Genomic DNA, 17312 nt, shown 5'->3' on the forward strand with positions numbered 1-17312 from the left:
GGCGCAGCCGCTGGGATGAAGGCATATAAACGGAGTTGTTAACTCCATTTTTGGTGTGGAAGAATATAATCCAGACCGATATTATTACAGATAGATAGCTGAATGCATAATTGAGGAATGCATTTTTAGCCTCTCCCCGTGAATTAGTTGCCAACTGAATGCCGGAGTTTGTCTACAAAGAAGCTCTTCTGTCTGCATTCCCTAGCGTTGATACAAACACACAAGAGCACATTTTCTCTGTCTCTTGCTTCGAACCCTCTCACTGGGAGGCGTCCCCGAGTTGGGACTTAAGTAGAGGTGATCTGGACCAATACATCGAGGAAGTATTAGATACCCTCCTTAGTGATTCTCAGAGAAGAGCAATACAAAGAAATGGACAAATGGATATGGTGCATAACTCATTCTACCATGGAGACATGATCAATCAATTATTCTGCCAGTATATGTCTTCAGAGCTAAGCCTTCGCTGTTCTCCCGAGTCCATGACGGGCACAGACGATTTTGATATTACAGTACATAGGGACGAGATGCCACTGTGTGATATCGGTGTAAAAAGAATGGCAACAAGCTCGAATATTCTCGATAATCTCCAGGAACATCGTGACAATGTCCAAGCGTACGGAGACGGAGACTATTCCCTATTGGCTATGTATTTCCCTTTAACTGATTCTTCAAACTCTAATAGAGCAAGGGATCTCATCTCCCAGTATGAATATCTCTCCCCAGAACTAGACTCATTTTATTCGCAAAATAATCGATACGTCGCCACAATTCCAGCCCCTATTAACCCTGGAGATCATGACATTACACCTCTTGAAGAAACTAAAGATATATTGACACAGGAATTCGGGATAGGTCGGTAATTTATTAAACTTTGCGGTCGATATTATCACTCATGAGCCAAAGGGGAAGCGTTAGCGAGAAAGAAAAATTGCTATATTTACTCTCCCAGAGTAGCGATGCTGGCAAGGTATTTGGACGTAAGAAGTTAATGAAGCTCGCTTTCTTTGCTGAACACTTCGATACATCTGAAGAGGACCTAATATCGGAGCCGCAGATGGAATCCTTTGATTTCCATATCTTCAAATACGGGCCTTTCAGCAAAGAGGTGCTTGATGAGCTTGACAATCTGAAATACAGCGGTAATATTGATGAAGACTCATCAAGGATGCAACACCGCATCAAAATAACTCCCGATGGAGAAAACAAGATCTCAGATATCGAGCACCGATTGTGCCCTGAAGAGCAGGAGCACTTGGATGAGATCGCTGAGGAATTCTCGGACAAGAGTGGATCGGAACTCGAAAATTTAAGTCTTGATATGCTTGGGATTGAGAAACGAGAAAAGGACCGGTATCGAGGAATGTCAATTAGCTCTATTATCGATGGCGCTAACCCCTTGGATTCTGAGGCGTAATTGGGCCGAGGTTACTTCTTCGGAATCCACCACACGAACCGCTTCCCCACGTCCTTTCTCTTGATCTCACCCCCTTGCTCTAACTCCTTCAGCCGCCGTCTGGCCGTCTGAATGTGATAGTCGAACTCCTCAGCAACCTCCTGCGTAGAGACTACCTCCTCTTGTTCGATGAACTCGAGGATTTCCTCGTCGCTCACGTCCTGCGTAAATGGCCCACTCCGTTCGTCTTCCGACATGCTCGCTTAACCGAGCATTGAGAGGCCAGTCTCTTGTACGGATTTTATGGGTGCAAATAGTCTATCTAAACCCGTGCTTGTTAGAGATAGATATATCAACGAGGCTACCGAGGCGTTCTGCTGCGAGCACTATGTCAAAGCGACTCAAGACAGTGATCCCGGACTCCCAGCAGGAGATCACCACGAGAGTAGAGCGCGAAGAGGACGAACTGACGATCAACATCCGAGCGTGCGGGAAGCTCGATGAGGATCTCAAGACCGACTTCCACGATGAGGCCCAGGAGCTTGTTACTGACGAGATCTCGGTCCACTCCTCCACGTATCGATCCAACCAGGGCAACGAAATGGGGCAGGACGTGACGGTTCGCTACGATGTAGAGGACAGCCTCGATGGCATCGATATCGTCGGTGAGGTCATCGATCTGGGGCAGCACTACTACGAGCAGCAGCTGGATAGGGATCTCCACGGGGATCACTCCGAACGGAAGCGTGAGCAAGACCTCCGGGAGTTCGACGACCCTGCTATCGAGGAGTTCTGCCACCTCTACTACGGGAAGGTAGCTCTCCAAGAATGACCTCTTTCGAAGAGGAGTTCCGCGAGGAGCTACGCTCGCACTTCGGGATGGGCGAGGAGGTTGCCGGTCAGATTGCCGCGCAAGGGGCTCGGATGAAAGAGGAGACTGACCTCGAGGATACACCGAAGGAGCTCGCCCAGCGCATGGATATGGATGAGCTCATCGGTCCCATCAACCGGTGGAATACTGTCGCAGGAATCCTCTACGGAGGATCTTGGTCTATCGAGAGTGAGGAGGACAAGAACCCCTATCAGATATGAGCTGCTCCGGAGGGTCTACCGGTGGGTTGGCGGGGGTAGCGGGTGGTCGTAGGGCGGGGGCAAATCGGACGGGAAGGGGGGTAGCATCGCCGCGACGATGGTGCCCGTGGTTCCCGGTCGGATCACCCTCGGATCGGCTTAGAACGCCGTAGCGCCGTTCGGTCGAAGTCTTTACCTTCGGAGCCTAGACTCCAGGTTCCGGCGGAATGGGGGTATGGCGTTCGGGAAAGGAATGGTTGCACGGCGAACGTCGGGAGGAAACCGTTCTGGGTGGGAGGAACCGGTTCAAATTACCTCTACAGTCCGCTTCTCTTGGGAGAATTCCTCCTTCCAGCCCTGGGTGTTCCCGACTGAATCCTCAGCGAAAATCCAGGTCGCAATATAGTCCCCCGTTGGTGTATCATCTGGCCACTGGTACTCAATGGTATAGGTCCCATCTTCTACGGGCGAAGAGAAATCACGATACGCATCGAAGACAGCCCCTCCTCCATCCGTGTGCTCGAACCGGAAATAGATGCGTGTGATACCACTTTCATCGGAAACTTCTGCATCGATTTGCATGGTGCTCCCCGGTTCGAAGGTGTCGTTCGAGACAGTGAAATCGTGGATGACTGGACCGTCGGTATCCTGGTTCTCCGAATCGATTTGGATCGTCTTTTTCTCTTCAGAGAAGGAGTCCGCCCACTGTCGCTGATTTCCGATACTATCGCGGGCAAAGATCCACGTTGCTACGTATGATCCACCTGGAGTGTTCTCCGGCCACTGGTACTCGATTGTATACGTACCGCTGCTAACGGGAGGTGAGAAGTCCCGATAAGCGTCATAAACGGCACCTCCGCCGTCATCGTGCTCAAACCGGAAATATATACGTTCGATATCAGTTTCATCGGTGACTTCAACGTCAATCTCCATGCTCTCACCGGGCTCAAAGGTATCAGCAGAGATCGAGAAATCCTCAATCGTAGGTCCAGTGGTGTCCGATGAATCTGCGTTAATCTCTATCCGGCCTTTCTCTGTAGGGAATTCCTCACCCCAACCTGCGATGTTTCCGATGCTGTCTTCTGAAGAGATTTGAGTGGCTTCGTACGTTCCTCCTGGCGTATTCTCGGGCCAGCTGTACTCTATCGTATACGTCCCGTCATCGACTGGTGGTGAAAAATCTCGATACGCATCGAATACAGCACCACCGTCATCTACGTGCTCAAACCGAAAATACACCCGTGATATCTCGGACTGATCAGTCACTTCAACGTCGATTTCCATGGTGTCGCCTGGTTCAAATTCCTGGCCTGATAGAGAGAAATCGTGAATCACAGGCGCCTCTGTATCTGATGAGGTTGAGTCTCCGTCGGAACTTCCGTCGTCTTCTCCCCCGCCGTCTGTGTCAGTTCCTGCTTCACCGTCTGAATCCGATCCTACGTCTCCGCTTCCTGATTCAGAATCTGACTGATTTTGGCCGCCGCTCCCAGTGGAATCGTTGGTGTCAGAATCACCACTGTCGGAGTTGCTAACGCAGCCTGCTGAAGCGATTAATCCAGAGATTCCAAATAGTCTCAAGTAACGCCGTCTGGGAACTTCATCGCTCATAACAGGTTTCTAGCCGTATCCAAGGATAATCCTTTGGCAGCCTTTGTTCTAACGAGAATTAACCTACTCAAACTCTCTCAGAGTGAAGCAGAAGATCAGATATCGAGCGTGGGAGCGTACTTCTCGTACTCCTCCCCCGCCCGTTCGTCCTGAATCTCACCGTAGATTTCGGTGGTCGTGACTGAGGAGTGAGCGAGGTTCTTGGACAGTGCTTCTATCGACCCGCCGTTCTCGAGGAAGTGCATCCCGAAGGAGTGCCGGAGGGTGTGCGAGGTGATCTTATACTGCTTGTTTCCACCAGCATTGGTGTAGAGGACCTCCTGGATGCCTGCGTTCTCGGCAGCCTGCTTGACGATATCGTTGAGGCGGCTCCCACTCAGCTGCGGGCTCGACTCCGTGAGAAACAGATAGTCGCTCTCACGGGAATATGGTGATCCGTTCCGATAGCCTCCGTCGAGCCAAGCCGTCAGCAAAGTATCCATTCTCGGTTGCCAGTGAGCGGTGTGAATCGTCCCGTTCTTGCCCCGAACCTGGACCTTGCGCTCCTCCCGGTTCAGGTCCGAGATCTTCACGTCACATACCTCCTGGCGACGGAGTGCAGTGTAGTACTGGAAGAGGATCAGCAGTCGATTTCGTACCTGCGGAGCAGGCACGTTCTCCACTACTTGCTCAAGCTCTTCCTTCTCCATCCATACCCGACGCTCTTTGGTGATCTCCTCCTTTTTGGTCCGCTTTGGAGCCCAGTCACTCACCTCGATATGCTCCGCAGGACTGTGGTCGATATCCCCCTCGGCTACCATGTCCTCGTAGAACTGGTTGACTGCGACAAACTTCAGCCGGATCGTCTTCGGGGCATACCCCTTCTCGCCTTTGAGGTAGCCGAGATAGCGCTGGAGGTCCCGAGAAGAGACGTCTTCCGGTTCAATGTCCTCCTCAGCCAACCACTCCGAGAATAGCTCCAAGCCCTTCGTATACTCCGTGACGGTGCTCTCGGCCTTGTCTTTGCCTTGGAGAATATCAACGTAGGTCTGGATTCGCTCGTGCATCTTATTCCTCCTTGAAGTAGTGGGTCTGGCCCTGGATCTCGACGGAAACGATGGGCAGGAAATTGTCCTCAAGGTGCTCGATAGCATCCTCTATCCGCGACTCGTCGGCTCCTAAGCGATCCGCGAGCGCTCGTGTCGTCTGCGGAGAACGCTCGCCGTCTGGCCCGGAGGGATCGATCACTTGGACTGCTGCAACCTGCCTACGATGCTGCTGGGGATCAGCGTCCTCGGGAACGTCGATCTCGGATGTTGGTTCCGGGAGCGGCTCTAGACCGTCGTAGAGAGTCTGGGCGAGATCAGAGATATCTACCTCGTCCTGCTCCTGCTCACGGAGCCAACGGACATCCTTACGGACTCGGTCTAAGTCCTCTTTCAGCTCCTGTATATCGGTAGATAGAGCAGGAGAACTCGAAGGGGTAGACTCGCTATCCCGATTAATCTCCGCTTCCACTCCAGATCTGATGAGCTGAGAGAGTGAGGAATACTCTCGAGACTCTTCGACGTAATCCTCCCATTCAGCTTTCTGTTCTTCATTCACTAGGAGATTGATCTGTACTCTTTCTCCCATACACCAATGACATAGAGGGAGCCATATAGAAGTTATCTATATTTTCAAGCTGTAATCGGAGATTTTCGTGATGACGAAAGAGCTGCGCTCTTTCGAACCACGCGCTTCGCTCGCTATCGCTCGCTGCAGTGCTTACTTCGTTACATCCGCCGACCGGTCGGCCCCTTCCGGAGTATCGGAAGATCGGAGATCTTCCGTACCTCGCGAGAGCTTCGCTCTCGGTCAGCCCCACCCTGAGAACGGCTCGGCGAGTGAAGTGCGGCGGGAAATTGTTCGTTCTCAGCACTGGGGATCGCCCCCAGGTTTCCGCTTGCTGGCGATCCACCTGAGCGAAGACCCACCTCAATCCACCGGGTGGGACTGGAAGGGGCCGACCGCTCGCGCCCTCCGACGACGTAAGCACTGCAGCGAGTGAGCGGAGCGAACGAGCGAAGCGCGTGGTTCGAAAGAGCGCAGCTCTTTCGCCATCACGAAAATCTTCGATTTTCGGCGACAGCGAGTCAGAGGGCGCGAGCGGGAGGGGGCTTCCAAGCTGTCTGCTGTCCAAATCACTCCGCGGTCAGCAATTGCATTTCTCAGTAGCCGAGTCACGCAGCGTAAGACTCATTCACACCCACATAGCTGCCCGTGCGGAGGGCTGCCACGCCGGCGTACGTTTGAACACGCTTTTAATGGACCACTCCGATAGAACGGAGTACAGCCTGCGCCGGGTTGATGAAGCTCCTAGCCACACAGGACTACGCCCGCTCACGGCGGGCCCGGTACGTCGAAGAGGCGGCCGGTACGGCAGGGGAGCCCGAGCCCGAGTGCAGGAGGTGATCCAATGCCAGTATACGTCAATTTCGACGTCCCAGCGGACCTTCAGGACGACGCCCTCGAGGCGCTCGAGGTCGCGCGGGACACAGGCCAGGTGAAGAAGGGAACGAACGAGGCGACGAAGTCCATCGAGCGAGGCAACGCCGAGCTCGTCCTCATCGCCGAAGACGTCACGCCCGAGGAGATCGTCATGCATCTCCCCGAGCTTGCCGACGAGAAGGGCGTCCCGTTCGTCTTCGTCGACGAACAGGACCAGGTCGGCCACGCTGCCGGCCTCGAGGTCGGCTCCGCGGCCGCGGCCGTCGTCGACGCCGGCGACGCCGATGAGGACGTCGAGGACATCGCCGACAAGGTCGAGGAACTCCGGTAATCGCCCATGAGCGCCGAAGAGTCCGAGGCCGGTTCCACGCCGGCTGAAGTCATCGAGGTGGTCGGCAAGACCGGCATGCACGGCGAAGCCATGCAGGTCAAGTGCCGCATCCGCGAGGGCGACAACCAGGGACGCATCATCACGCGCAACGTGCTGGGCCCCGTCCGAGAGGGCGACGTGCTCCAGCTGCGCGAGACGGCCCGCGAGGCCGACTCCATCGGAGGTCAGTAACGATGCCCCAGACCCGAGACTGCGACTACTGCGGCGACGAGATCCCCCCGGGCACGGGCACGATGCTCGTACGCACCGACGGGGCCACGATCCACTACTGCTCCTCGAAGTGCGAGAAGAACGCCGACCTCGGCCGCGAGCCCCGAGACCTGGAGTGGATCCAGGACGAGGAAGCGGAGGAGCTCCGTCGCGCCGAGGAAGGCGAGACGCAGACCGAGGAAGCAGCGTCGGACACTGAGGAAGCGGAGTCGGACACCGAGGAAGCGGAGTCAGACGCCGAGGACGCCGACGCCGATGCGACGGCGGACGACGAGTCCGACGACGCAGCGGACGCGTCCGCGGACGACGCCGACGAGGAGTCGGAGGACGACGAGGAATGAGCGAGCGCACCTTCGTGATGGTCAAGCCCGACGGCGTCCAGCGCGGGCTGATCGGCGAGATCGTCTCGCGGCTCGAGGAGCGCGGGCTCAAGCTCGTCGCGGGCAAGTTCATGCAGATCGACCAGGATCTCGCCGAGGACCACTACGGCGAGCACGAGGACAAGCCCTTCTTCGACGACCTCGTCTCCTTCATCACCTCCGGACCCGTCTTCGCGATGGTCTGGGAGGGCCAGGACGTAACCCGACAGGTCCGCCGAATGATGGGCGCGACCGATCCCGCCGACGCCGCACCCGGGACGATCCGGGGCGACTTCGGTCTGGACCTCGGTCGGAACGTCATCCACGGCTCCGACAACGAGGATCCGGGCGCGAACGAGCGGGAGATCGACCTGTTCTTCGACGAGGACGAACTGGTCGACTACGAGCGCATCGACGAGACCTGGCTCTACGAGTAGCCAGTTCCGCGACTCCCGCGATTTTCCGCCGGCACTCCGAATCGGGAGCGGCGAGCCCGTCCTGCCAGCCCCAGCTATAAGCCCACGGACGATTATCCTGCAGTGTGGTAGCTGATCGCACACGAAGGGCGGTCCTCGGGGCGGCCCTCGGTGGCGGCATCGCCGCGACGGCCGTCCCGCAGATCCGCAGATATCTCCGCCAGTTCGCGCCGCTGTCGGGCGGCGTCTGGGAGGCCGCGCGGCGTGACGTCGGCGGCGACTTCTCGAGCCCATACGGCGACGCGACGATTCGAAAAGACGAGTTCGGCGTTCCCCACGTCGAGGCAGAATCCGAACAGGCACTCGCCTACGCGACTGGCTACGTTCACGGCGTCGATCGGCTCTTCCAGATGGACCTGGTGCGCCGGCAGATGCGCGGCACGCTCTCCGCGGTCGCCGGCTCCGCCACCGTCGAGACCGACGAGTTTCACCGGCGCATGGACTTCACCGCCGCTGCGGAGGCGACCGTCGAGCGTCTCGAGGGGACGGAGACCGAGCCGATCGTGGAGGCCTACGTCGAGGGCGTCAACCTTGCACGGCGTCGCGAAGGGTTGCCGATCGAGTTCCGACTCCTCGAGTACGAGCCGGATCCCTGGACGACCACGGACGTCATGCTCGTCGAGAAGCAGATCGCCTGGGCACTCACTGGGAATTTCCGACCGCTGGAGCGCGCCGTCGTCGCCGACGAGTTCGGCGAGGCGACCGTCGAGGCGCTCTATCCCGAGCGGATGGACCACGACACGCCGATCCTGCGCGACCGGGAGCTGGCCTCGGGGTCCCGGGACCTTCCCGCCCAGGCAGCGAGCAGCAGCGCCACCACGACCACCAGTGCCGTTAGTGACACGACCGGAGGGAGCAGTTCGATCCGAGCGGGAACCTCGACCACGGAACCGACCGAGAGCGGCTCCGGCGATCACCGCGTCGGTCCCGAGCTCGCGGCGTGGTGCTCGCAGTTCACCTCGCCCGACGGCGTCGGCTCGAACTCCTGGCTCGTCGCCGGGGAGCACACCGCCGACGGCGAACCGATCGTCTGTAACGATCCCCACCTCACGCTCATGGCGCCGCCGGTGTGGTACGAGCAACACCTCGACTGTCCCGAATTCGAGACCCGCGGCGTCGCCTTCCCCGGCGCGCCGTTCGTCGTCATCGGCGAGAACCAATCCGGCGCGTGGGGGTTCACCAACGTCGGCGCGGACGTCTGCGATCACTACAGCTACGAGACCGACGGCGAGGGACGCTATCGCTACGGCGACGAGTGGCGCGAGTTCGAGACCGAGAAAGTCACGATCGAGGTCGACGGCGGGAGCGACCGGACGATCGAGCGCCGGAAGACCGTCCACGGCCCCGTCGTCGAGGAGGCCGATCAGGAAGTCGCCGTGGCCTGGACCGGACTCGCCGGCACGGAGACGTTCGCAGCCGTCCGTGATCTCGCTCACAGCGAGGGACTGGCGGACACCGTCGCGGCGCTCCGGCGCTTCGACGCCCCGACGCAGAATTTCGTCTACGCCGACACCGACGGGAACACGCTCTACTGGACGACCGGTCGCGTGCCGATCCGCGGGAACGGGCCGGGGCCCGGCTCCGAAGCCGAACGGGTCCGCGGCGATCGCGTCTTCGACGGCTCGGCGAAAGAAGGCGAGTGGAGTGGGTTCGACCCCTACGGAACGCCGTCCTGGGATGGGTTCGTCCCCTTCGAGGACAAGCCCGGCCTCGTCAACCCAGACTACGTCGCGACCGCGAACCAGCGGGTGGTGGACGATCCGGGATTCTACCTCGGCGACGGCTACGCGCCGCCGTTCCGTGGCGCGCGAGCCTACGAGCGACTCGACGCGGCGGTCGCGGACGGATCGATCGACGTCGAGACGATGGTCAGCGTCCAGCAGGACGTGCGCGACCGCCGCGCCGAGCTGCTCGTGCCTGAGCTGCTCGACGTTCGGGAGCAGCTATCGGAGGCAGGTGACGCGATCGCGAGCGACCTCGAGGACTGGGATCGGCGGATGCGCGCCGGGTCCGCCGGCGCACTCGCCTTCGACCAGCTGCTCGACGCCTTCCGCGAGATCGTCTTCGGGGAGCCCTACGAAGATGCTGGGCTGGAGGACAGCCCGCTTCCCAACGACTGGATCCTGCTGACCCTGCCAGCCGACGCTCCGTGGTTCGATCGCGATGCTGTCCCAGCACGCACCGACGCGCTGGTCGAGGCGGCCGAGCGTGCGGCCGAATCGATCGACGGGAAGGGGCGTGAGGAGTACGGGGACGTGAACCGGCTCGGAATCGACCACCCACTCGGCGTGGGGTTCCTGGGCTACGACGCGAAGCCGGCCGAGGGGTCCGAAGCCACGCTGAAGAACGTGCGCGTGAACACCGACGTCGGGAGCAGCTGGCGGATGATCGCGCCACCGAACGGCGACTCGCAGGCCATCCTCCCCGGTGGTAACAGTGGCGATTACTTCTCCGAGCACTACGACGACCAGCTATCGATGTGGTTCGACGGCGAGTACAAGCCGATGGACCGCACGCACCGTGGCTCGACGTTCGCGACGTTCGATGGTGGAGGAGGCAGAAGTGACGGGAGCGGTGGAGGTGGAGAGTCGTGAGCCGATCGGGGGCCGCAGCGGCGTTTGCGAGCGTCGGGACCACACTGGAGCGAATTCGCGCCGATCGACAGGCGCGCTGGGTCGCGACGGCGATCGCCGTCGGATTCGGGATCCTCGCAGCAATTCTCGATCCGCTCGGGATCGTCCTCGGCGCGATGCTGGTCGCACTGCCGGCGACGGACTTCTATCGGGGGCTGCTGCGGGGACTGGCCTTCGGCCTCCTCGTGGTCGGACTGCTCGGCGTCCAGTTACTCCTCGCCGGCACGCTCGGGCCCGCGATCGGGCTGGGAGTCCCCTTCTACCTCGCGGTCGAAATCGGAATCGGGTTCGGATTGCTCGGTGGACTGGTCAGGGGAATCGTCTGAAAACGTAGCTGGGAGCGAGCGAAAAAGAAAAGCGTTCAGCTACGACGCGCCGATCAGTCGTCCGCGCTGGGTGCCGCCTGTCCGATCTCGATCTCACCGGCGTCGAGCTCGGCCTCGACCTCGCGGGCTGCCTGGACCATGTTCTCCATCTTACCGTAGGCGACCTCACGAGGAAGGAGCTTCACGCCGCAGTCCGGCGAGACGACGAGCTGCTCCGGAGGAACGACCTCGAACCCTCGCTTGATGTTCTCCTTGATCTCCTCGACGGACTCGATCTCGGCGACGTGCGCGTCGACGACGCCCATCGCGAGGTCGGCGCTGAACTCCGGCTCTTTGAACACGTCCAGCTGCTCGTAGTCGCCGTTGGCGAGTTCGAGGTCGAACTCGTCGACGGGGAACTCGAGGATCTCGGGGTAGATCCGTGAGTAGTCGCCGTAGCAGACGTGGAGGCCGACCCGGACGTCATCGGGCAGGTCCGCGACGACGCGTTCGAGCGCCTCGCCGACGATGGCGTGGTCGTCCTCGTGCTGGGCGAGCGCGGGTTCGTCGATCTGGACGTAGCGACAGCCCGCGTCGACGAGCTTCTCGACTTCCTCGTTGACGAGATCGGCGAGGTCGTTCGCGAGATCCGCCGTCGTCTCGTAGTGCTCGTTGAACACCCAGCGGGCGAGCGTGTAAGGGCCCGTGATCGGGACCTTCACCGGGCGGTCGGCGACGTCCGCGGTGAAGCGGTACTCGTCGACGAGCCACTCCTCGTCGTACTCGACCTCCGAGACGACGGACGGCTTGTCGAAGTAATTGTGGCCCCAGACCTTCACGGGCCCGTTGAACTCGTAGCCCTCGATGCGATCGGCGAAGTACTCGACCATCTCGGTCCGGCGCATCTCGCCGTCGACGACGACGTCGAGCCCCGCTCGTTCGTGTTCCTTCGTGATGAGGCGGGCGGCGTCGTCCTCGGCCTCCTGCAGCGTCTCGGCGTCGACTGTCTCGAGTTCGACGGCGTCGACGTCCTCCTGATGGTGGTAGCGCTCGCGAACCCGGTTGAGCCACTTCGGCTTGGGGTAGGAGCCGACGACGGTCGTCAGCAGGAAGTTGTCGTGCTCGTGGTCGTCGGGACGGAACTGGTCCTTGCTCATGCTTCCACCTCCGTGGTCGCCGCGGCCGTGCCGAGCGCCTCGAGCTTCTCGCCGAAGCGATTGGTGGGGAGGAAGAACAGGTCTGTGTTCGCCGTCGCGTAGATCCGACCGTAGTCCGCGGCTGGCGTCTGCTCTTCGAACCACTCGACGCGCTCGCGGATCGTCTCCGGAGACTCGACGAGCGTGTTGCGGCCGTCGACGACCCCGAGGACGACGTCGTCGGTGGCGCCGTACTCCTGTGCGTTGTAGACGTTGGCGTCGTGGTCGGCGACGAGGTCGAAGCCGACCGCGTCGATGTCCGCGTCGAGGAGGTGCGCGTAGACGCGCTCCTCCAGCGCCCCGTAGACCGGCTGCACGGCGACGTCGGCGTCGATCGCGGTCGCGACCGTGTCGATGGCGGCGCTCGCGCGCTCGTCGAGCCCCTCACCGGGAGCGGCCTGCACGAGCGACGGTTCGAGGAGCGTCAGGAACTCCACGTCCGGGAACTGCGCGATCTCGCTCGAGAGAAACTCGGCGACGGCATCGACGAACGCGGCCGTGTCACCGTAGTGCTCGTCGGTCGCGAGGTCGGCGAGCGTGTACGGCCCCGGCAGGACGGCCGCGAGGTCGGCGGCCCGGTCGGCGTCAGCAGCAACGTTGGCGGCCGCATCGAGCTCCGCGGCGACGTCGCCGCTGGCCTCGAGATCGCCCGTGACCACTGGCTCGCGGTAGAAATTGTTGTTGTCGTAGTAGCGAACGATGCCGCGGGTGTCCACGGCGTCGGCGACGGCAAGCGGATGGGCGAGCATGTCGTCCCAGCGGAGCTGCCCCTCGACGACGAGGTCGACGCCAGCGTCGATCTGTTGCTCGACGACCTCCGCTCGCGCCTGGTCGTACACCGATTCGATCTCGGCGCTCTCCGAGCCGTCGATCAGGTCGTGTTTCTGGTGGCCCTTCAGCCCCTCGAGGTCCCGCTTCGCCCAGTCGGGCAGCGGGAACAGTCCCGGCGTCGTGGAGACGAGTTCCGTCATGGTAGTAGCGGCTAGGAAATGACGGGCTTTAATATTTGCTCTTCCACTTTATGCCCTACAGTAATCCCTTCACCGTACGAGTTTCAGTACGGTCAGCGTCTCGAAGGGGAAGGAGTCCTCGGCGACCGCGGCGGCAGAGAAGCCCGCATCCGACGCCAGTGCCACGACGTCGTCGACGCCGGTCAGCGACGAGACGAGCAGGAGGACGCAGCCGTCCGGCCGGAGTACTCGACCGACGTCGGCGAGCAACGGCTCGATGACCTTCAGTCCGGACTGCCCGCCGGAGAGTGCGACCTCCATCCAGTCCGAACGCTCGTCGTCGGGATCCGTCGGCAGGTACGGCGGATTGCAGACCACGACGTCGACCGCGTCCGCGGCGAAAGGTTCCAGGAGACTTGCCCGAACGGCCTCGAGCCCTCGGTCGCGGGCCTGCCTGCAGGCCATCGGGTTCAGGTCAGTCCCGATCACTGACGCACCCGCTTCGGCCGCCACGTGGGCCCCGACGTAGCCCGATCCGGTCCCGACGTCCACGACCACGTCCGTCGCGTCGACGTGGTCGGCAGCCGCCGTCGCAAGCAGGTGTGAATCCTCCGCAGGCTGGTACACGGCTTCGGTCTGCCCGCGTCGCTCCGCGAGATCGCTGGAATCGGGCACGGTTTTACGACCGGTCGGCCGACGTAGTTGACTCGTCGTCGGCCCCGTCGCCTTCCTCGGAGGCGTCCTTCCCAGAGCTATCGTCGGCGTCATCGTGGGACTGGCCGTCGTCAGGTTCGGATCGCCGTTCGACGTCGGCCTCGGGACCGGCTGGCTCGGATTCGCCGAGCACGCGGAAGCCCCCCTGCTCCTCGCGGCCCGTGAGCTCCCGCTGCGGGAACGGGATCTTGACGCCCTCCTCGGCGAAGCGGCCCTTGACGTTCCGGATCATTCGCGTCCGCGCCCGCCAGCGGCGGCGAGAACTGGGGTGTTCGATCCAGCCGCGGACGCCGAGGGTCACGGAGGAGTCGTCGAACTCCTTGACGACGGTTTCGGCTCGCGGGACGGACATGATCATGTCGATCTCGGAGACTGCGTCGGTCGCGATCTCGCGAGCGTACTCGACGTCTGCCTCGTAGTCGACGCCAACCTCGACTTCGATCCGCAGTCGGCCCTTCCGGGAACGGTTCTTGACCATCCGGTTCCCGATCACGTCGTTTGGCACCATCACGAACTCGCCGTCGAACGCCTGGATCCGAGTGTTCATCAGCGTGATGTCGGTGACGATCCCCTCGGCCTCCTCGGCACCCTCACCGACGCCGATCCAGTCACCGACCTCGAACGGTCGGGAGAACATGAGAACGAACCCCGCGAGCGCCGCGCCGAGAGTCTCTCGTGCCGCGAAACCGACGACGATGCCCAGGAATCCGGCCCCGATGAGCAGCCCGCCGAGATTGATCTCCCAGACGCCGAGGATGAAGATGACCCCGACGGTCCAGAGCACCATCTGCGTGAGGCGGTAGCTGATCTCCCGTTCGTGCTCGCTCATCGCGTCGCTCTCCTGGGTGACGTCGTCGAGCAGTCGGCGTGCGACGCTGGTGAACACCTGGATCGCGACGAGCACGACGATCGTTACCGCGATCAGCGGTGCCCGTTCCTCGAACTCGAGCAGTCCGAACTGCTCGACCAGAGATTCGGTCTGTCCCCAGAGATCGACGATGGCGAGTAACGCGCCGACCACGATCGCGATCGAGATCGCTGAGCCGATGAGATCGACGGCGAGCGGTGCGATCTTGTCGGCGAGTTCCTGACGAAGCCGCTGGACCAGGTAGGCCCCGATCATCGCCGCGACGGCGATCACCAGCGAGACGGCGATCTGGGCCTCGACGCTCGAGACGAGCTCGCCCAGGCCGAACAACACGTCAGGCCACCCCCTCGCGCCGAGCGATCCCGGCGAGCTGTGCGAACGTCGACGGCGGCAGCTCCCCCGGTCGAGCGCTCATCAGCTCCTCGTCGGCAGCCGCGACCACCGCGTCTGGATCGTCGAGCCCGGAGATGTGCGCCGTGTTCCGGATCGCGTTCCGCATCGTCTTGCGTCGCTGGGTGAAGACGGCCTTGACGAATCGAAGGAAGAACTCGTCGGCGGCGACCTCGTACTCCGGGGTTCGCGGCATCGCTCGGACGACCGCGCTGTCGACGGCCGGTGGTGGCGAGAACGCCTCCGGTGGCACCGGCTCGACGAGCTCGACGTCGGCGTAATGGCCCGCGCTGACGGTGAGACGGCCGTACTCCGCGGTACCCGGCTCGGCGACGAGCCGATCAGCGAACTCCCGCTGGACGGTGAGTACGAGCGGCTTGCCAGTGGGAAGGAGGTCGAAGAGGAACGCACTCGACGCACCGTAAGGGAGGTTGGAAATCGAGGCGTCGAACTCGGGGTAGTCGATCTCCAGGGCGTCTCCCTCGATCAGATCGAGGCGGCCGTCGGCGATCGTCTCCGCGAACTCCTCCTGCAGGAACTCGACGAGTCTGCCGTCCAGTTCGATCGCCGTGACGCGATCGAACCGCGCGAGGAGCCGGTCGGTGAGCACTCCGGTGCCGGCCCCGATCTCGAGCACGTGCTCGACCGACCTGGACGGAGCGCCGCCCTCGGGCTCCGTCGCTCCCGCATCGAGGTGTCCGGGCAGTCGATCCAGCACCCGATCGTCGATCAGGAAGTGCTGGTCGCGATCGGGGTTCCCCGACACCCCGGCGCGGGCGAGCAGCCCGTCTGGATCCCTCATCTGTCCCGAGGTTGGCAGTCGCCCGACGTTAAAGCTCCGGCACAGCCACGAGAAGCACGAGGGTGACGATTGCAGGACGGGGCGCGGGAGCGCGCCAGTGATCGGCCGCTCACTCCTCGTCGCGTCGCGCGAACAGCCGGTACTTCAGGTCATCGCCGGTAATCTCCTCGAAGATCCGTTCGCGGATGACGTCCTCGGGATCGTGAAGCCCGTCGACGCGCTCGGCCACGTCGTCGAAGCTCTCGAACGGGCCGCGCTTTCGCTCGTCGAGAATCGAATCCCGCAGCTTGTCACCGATCCCCGGCAAGAGATTGAGCTGGTGGAGTCGGAGCGTGACGGGCCCAGCGTCGTCGTAGACAGCGACGAACCGGTCCTCCTCGTTCTCGAGCAGCTCGTCGATCACGTAGTCGAGCTCCGAGCGCGCGCCACTCGAGAGGTCGTCGTACTCGATCTCGCGGACGTGATCGACCTGCTCCCACGCGGAGGAGGGCTCGACGGCGACCTCGTCGCCGATCGAGGCGTCGCCGTCCTCCGCGAGCGCGAACTCGTACAGCCGGAAGTCACGCGTATCGACGCCGTAACCGACCGCAGAGCGTCGGTACTGGGGTCGGTCGTCGTCGCTCCGACCGTGAGGGAGATAGTCGAGTACGACAGCGCGACGGACAGTCTCGTCGCTCTCGGAATCGCTCATAATAGGTTGCGTACGGCGAGTAGCCACTTAAAGAATCGGCCGGGTGGAGAACCGTTCGGAGACCCGCTCCGTCGGTCGGGAGAAACGCGATCGAATCCGGGTCAGGCGTACTTCGCGACGACCTGGAGGATCTCGTCGAGTTCGTCGCCCTCGAGGGTGTATCGCTCCTGGGCGAACACCGAACGGAGCTCGTCGCGGTTCCGGGGAAGGAGATCCGCGATCTTGTACGCGGTCTTCTCGTCGACCTTCTCGAGGTCCTGGAGCTCCTCGACGAGTTCGACGGACTCCTCGGCGTCGAGCACCGCGAAGCGATTGACGTGCTCGACGGCCCGGGCGAGCTCGTAGCGCATCTCCCGGTCCTCGTCGACGGCCCGGCCTTCCTCGATGCCCTCGAGCAGTTCTTTCGCCTCGGAGATCGTCAGATACTCCTCGTCGATCGTCTCCTTGAAGATGGTCATTCCTGTGCCGTCAGGTGGGCTGCCGTCGCGATGATCGTCTTCTCTTTGCCCCCGTCGTCGATGCGGACCTTGAAGGCCGAACCCTGCTCGCCGACGACGACGCCGGTGTGGCCGTTGAACCGCGGATGGAACCGGCCGTCGGAGACGCTCGGATCGAGTCGGAGGTGGACGGACTGGCCCTCCTCGAACTCGGCGATGGCGCGCTGTGGCGGGGAGGTGCCCCGCTGGCGTGGGTCGTTCGAGAGCTTCTCGCGGGTTCCCCGGCGAGGTCCATGAGAGTCGGGCATAGTCGTGGGCAACGGTATCCCGGCCGCGGGTATAAAAC

Annotated in this window: 22 protein-coding genes; 10 read left to right on the forward strand and 12 right to left on the reverse strand. The window is 61.7% G+C overall.

From position 1 onward, the window contains the following. Window positions 1-158 precede the first annotated feature (158 nt). Window positions 159-863 carry a hypothetical protein gene (locus ACZ5KP_RS03095; protein WP_464761875.1) on the forward strand — a complete coding sequence of 235 codons (705 nt, stop codon included), beginning with the start codon at window positions 159-161 and terminating at the stop codon, window positions 861-863. Between the two features lie 32 nt (window positions 864-895). Then, a complete protein-coding gene (locus ACZ5KP_RS03100) occupies window positions 896-1417 on the forward strand; it encodes a type II toxin-antitoxin system antitoxin SocA domain-containing protein (RefSeq protein ID WP_460919791.1) in 522 nt (173 codons plus the stop codon). Window positions 1418-1428: 11 nt separating this feature from the next. On the opposite strand, the gene ACZ5KP_RS03105 is transcribed toward ACZ5KP_RS03100, so the two are convergent. Then, the gene (locus ACZ5KP_RS03105) at window positions 1429-1614 is read right to left on the reverse strand and encodes a DeoR family transcriptional regulator (protein WP_460919793.1); all 186 of its coding nucleotides are present in this window, start codon (window positions 1612-1614) and stop codon (window positions 1429-1431) included. A 170-nt stretch (window positions 1615-1784) separates the two neighbouring features. Between ACZ5KP_RS03105 and ACZ5KP_RS03110 the strand changes: the two genes are divergently transcribed. Together ACZ5KP_RS03110 and ACZ5KP_RS03115 are read left to right on the forward strand one after the other, a co-directional pair. After that, window positions 1785-2228 carry a hypothetical protein gene (locus tag ACZ5KP_RS03110; RefSeq protein ID WP_460919795.1) on the forward strand — a complete coding sequence of 148 codons (444 nt, stop codon included), beginning with the start codon at window positions 1785-1787 and terminating at the stop codon, window positions 2226-2228. Continuing rightward, complete coding sequence (locus tag ACZ5KP_RS03115; protein WP_460919797.1) at window positions 2225-2488, forward strand: hypothetical protein; 264 nt, start codon at window positions 2225-2227, stop codon at window positions 2486-2488. Before ACZ5KP_RS03110 ends, ACZ5KP_RS03115 begins: the two co-directional genes overlap by 4 nt. A gap of 285 nt (window positions 2489-2773) precedes the next feature. On the opposite strand, the gene ACZ5KP_RS03120 is transcribed toward ACZ5KP_RS03115, so the two are convergent. The 3 genes from ACZ5KP_RS03120 to ACZ5KP_RS03130 all read right to left on the reverse strand — a co-directional run bounded on the left by ACZ5KP_RS03120 (window position 2774) and on the right by ACZ5KP_RS03130 (window position 5689). Further along, a complete protein-coding gene (locus ACZ5KP_RS03120; RefSeq protein WP_460919799.1) occupies window positions 2774-4075 on the reverse strand; it encodes a hypothetical protein in 1302 nt (433 codons plus the stop codon). Between the two features lie 95 nt (window positions 4076-4170). Then, window positions 4171-5121 (reverse strand): tyrosine-type recombinase/integrase, encoded by a 951-nt coding sequence (locus tag ACZ5KP_RS03125; protein ID WP_460919801.1) that lies wholly within the window; start codon window positions 5119-5121, stop codon window positions 4171-4173. Window position 5122: 1 nt separating this feature from the next. After that, a complete protein-coding gene (locus ACZ5KP_RS03130) occupies window positions 5123-5689 on the reverse strand; it encodes a hypothetical protein (RefSeq protein WP_460919803.1) in 567 nt (188 codons plus the stop codon). An 823-nt stretch (window positions 5690-6512) separates the two neighbouring features. On the opposite strand from ACZ5KP_RS03130, the gene rpl7ae reads away from it, so the two are divergent. The 6 genes from rpl7ae (at window position 6513) to ACZ5KP_RS03160 (ending at window position 10939) form a co-directional block, all read left to right on the forward strand. Further along, window positions 6513-6875 (forward strand): 50S ribosomal protein L7Ae, encoded by a 363-nt coding sequence (gene rpl7ae / locus ACZ5KP_RS03135; RefSeq protein ID WP_460919805.1) that lies wholly within the window; start codon window positions 6513-6515, stop codon window positions 6873-6875. A 6-nt stretch (window positions 6876-6881) separates the two neighbouring features. Next, window positions 6882-7106: a 30S ribosomal protein S28e gene (locus tag ACZ5KP_RS03140; RefSeq protein ID WP_020445117.1), complete on the forward strand. Its 225-nt coding sequence runs from the start codon at window positions 6882-6884 to the stop codon at window positions 7104-7106. Between the two features lie 2 nt (window positions 7107-7108). Next, a complete protein-coding gene (locus tag ACZ5KP_RS03145; RefSeq protein WP_460919808.1) occupies window positions 7109-7486 on the forward strand; it encodes a 50S ribosomal protein L24e in 378 nt (125 codons plus the stop codon). Then, a complete protein-coding gene (gene ndk, locus ACZ5KP_RS03150) occupies window positions 7483-7941 on the forward strand; it encodes a nucleoside-diphosphate kinase (protein WP_460919810.1) in 459 nt (152 codons plus the stop codon). Before ACZ5KP_RS03145 ends, ndk begins: the two co-directional genes overlap by 4 nt. Window positions 7942-8045: 104 nt before the next feature. Then, entirely contained in the window at window positions 8046-10574 is a 2529-nt protein-coding gene (locus tag ACZ5KP_RS03155) for a penicillin acylase family protein (RefSeq protein WP_460919812.1), read from the forward strand. Further along, window positions 10571-10939, forward strand: a complete 369-nt coding sequence (locus ACZ5KP_RS03160) for a hypothetical protein (RefSeq protein ID WP_460919814.1) — start codon at window positions 10571-10573, stop codon at window positions 10937-10939. Before ACZ5KP_RS03155 ends, ACZ5KP_RS03160 begins: the two co-directional genes overlap by 4 nt. A gap of 53 nt (window positions 10940-10992) precedes the next feature. Here ACZ5KP_RS03160 and ACZ5KP_RS03165 read toward each other — a convergent pair whose 3' ends face one another. From ACZ5KP_RS03165 to ACZ5KP_RS03200, 8 genes are all read right to left on the reverse strand, one after another. Then, window positions 10993-12075, reverse strand: a complete 1083-nt coding sequence (locus ACZ5KP_RS03165; RefSeq protein ID WP_460919816.1) for a methionine synthase — start codon at window positions 12073-12075, stop codon at window positions 10993-10995. Next, window positions 12072-13085: a 5-methyltetrahydropteroyltriglutamate--homocysteine methyltransferase gene (locus ACZ5KP_RS03170; protein WP_460919818.1), complete on the reverse strand. Its 1014-nt coding sequence runs from the start codon at window positions 13083-13085 to the stop codon at window positions 12072-12074. The genes ACZ5KP_RS03165 and ACZ5KP_RS03170 overlap by 4 nt, the downstream gene beginning before the upstream one ends. A gap of 69 nt (window positions 13086-13154) precedes the next feature. Then, window positions 13155-13739 (reverse strand): HemK2/MTQ2 family protein methyltransferase, encoded by a 585-nt coding sequence (locus ACZ5KP_RS03175; RefSeq protein WP_460919820.1) that lies wholly within the window; start codon window positions 13737-13739, stop codon window positions 13155-13157. 4 nt (window positions 13740-13743) lie between these two features. Continuing rightward, entirely contained in the window at window positions 13744-14979 is a 1236-nt protein-coding gene (locus ACZ5KP_RS03180; protein ID WP_460919822.1) for a mechanosensitive ion channel family protein, read from the reverse strand. 1 nt (window position 14980) lies between these two features. Beyond that, window positions 14981-15838, reverse strand: coding sequence for a 16S ribosomal RNA methyltransferase A (locus ACZ5KP_RS03185; protein ID WP_460919824.1), 858 nt, complete (start codon window positions 15836-15838; stop codon window positions 14981-14983). A 109-nt stretch (window positions 15839-15947) separates the two neighbouring features. Then, the gene (locus ACZ5KP_RS03190) at window positions 15948-16529 is read right to left on the reverse strand and encodes a DUF655 domain-containing protein (protein ID WP_460919826.1); all 582 of its coding nucleotides are present in this window, start codon (window positions 16527-16529) and stop codon (window positions 15948-15950) included. Window positions 16530-16630: 101 nt separating this feature from the next. Further along, complete coding sequence (locus ACZ5KP_RS03195) at window positions 16631-16987, reverse strand: RNA polymerase Rpb4 family protein (RefSeq protein ID WP_460919828.1); 357 nt, start codon at window positions 16985-16987, stop codon at window positions 16631-16633. Beyond that, complete coding sequence (locus tag ACZ5KP_RS03200; protein ID WP_460919830.1) at window positions 16984-17274, reverse strand: 50S ribosomal protein L21e; 291 nt, start codon at window positions 17272-17274, stop codon at window positions 16984-16986. The genes ACZ5KP_RS03195 and ACZ5KP_RS03200 overlap by 4 nt, the downstream gene beginning before the upstream one ends. Window positions 17275-17312: the final 38 nt, after the last annotated feature.

The sequence above is a fragment of the Salinarchaeum chitinilyticum genome, assembly GCF_055390775.1.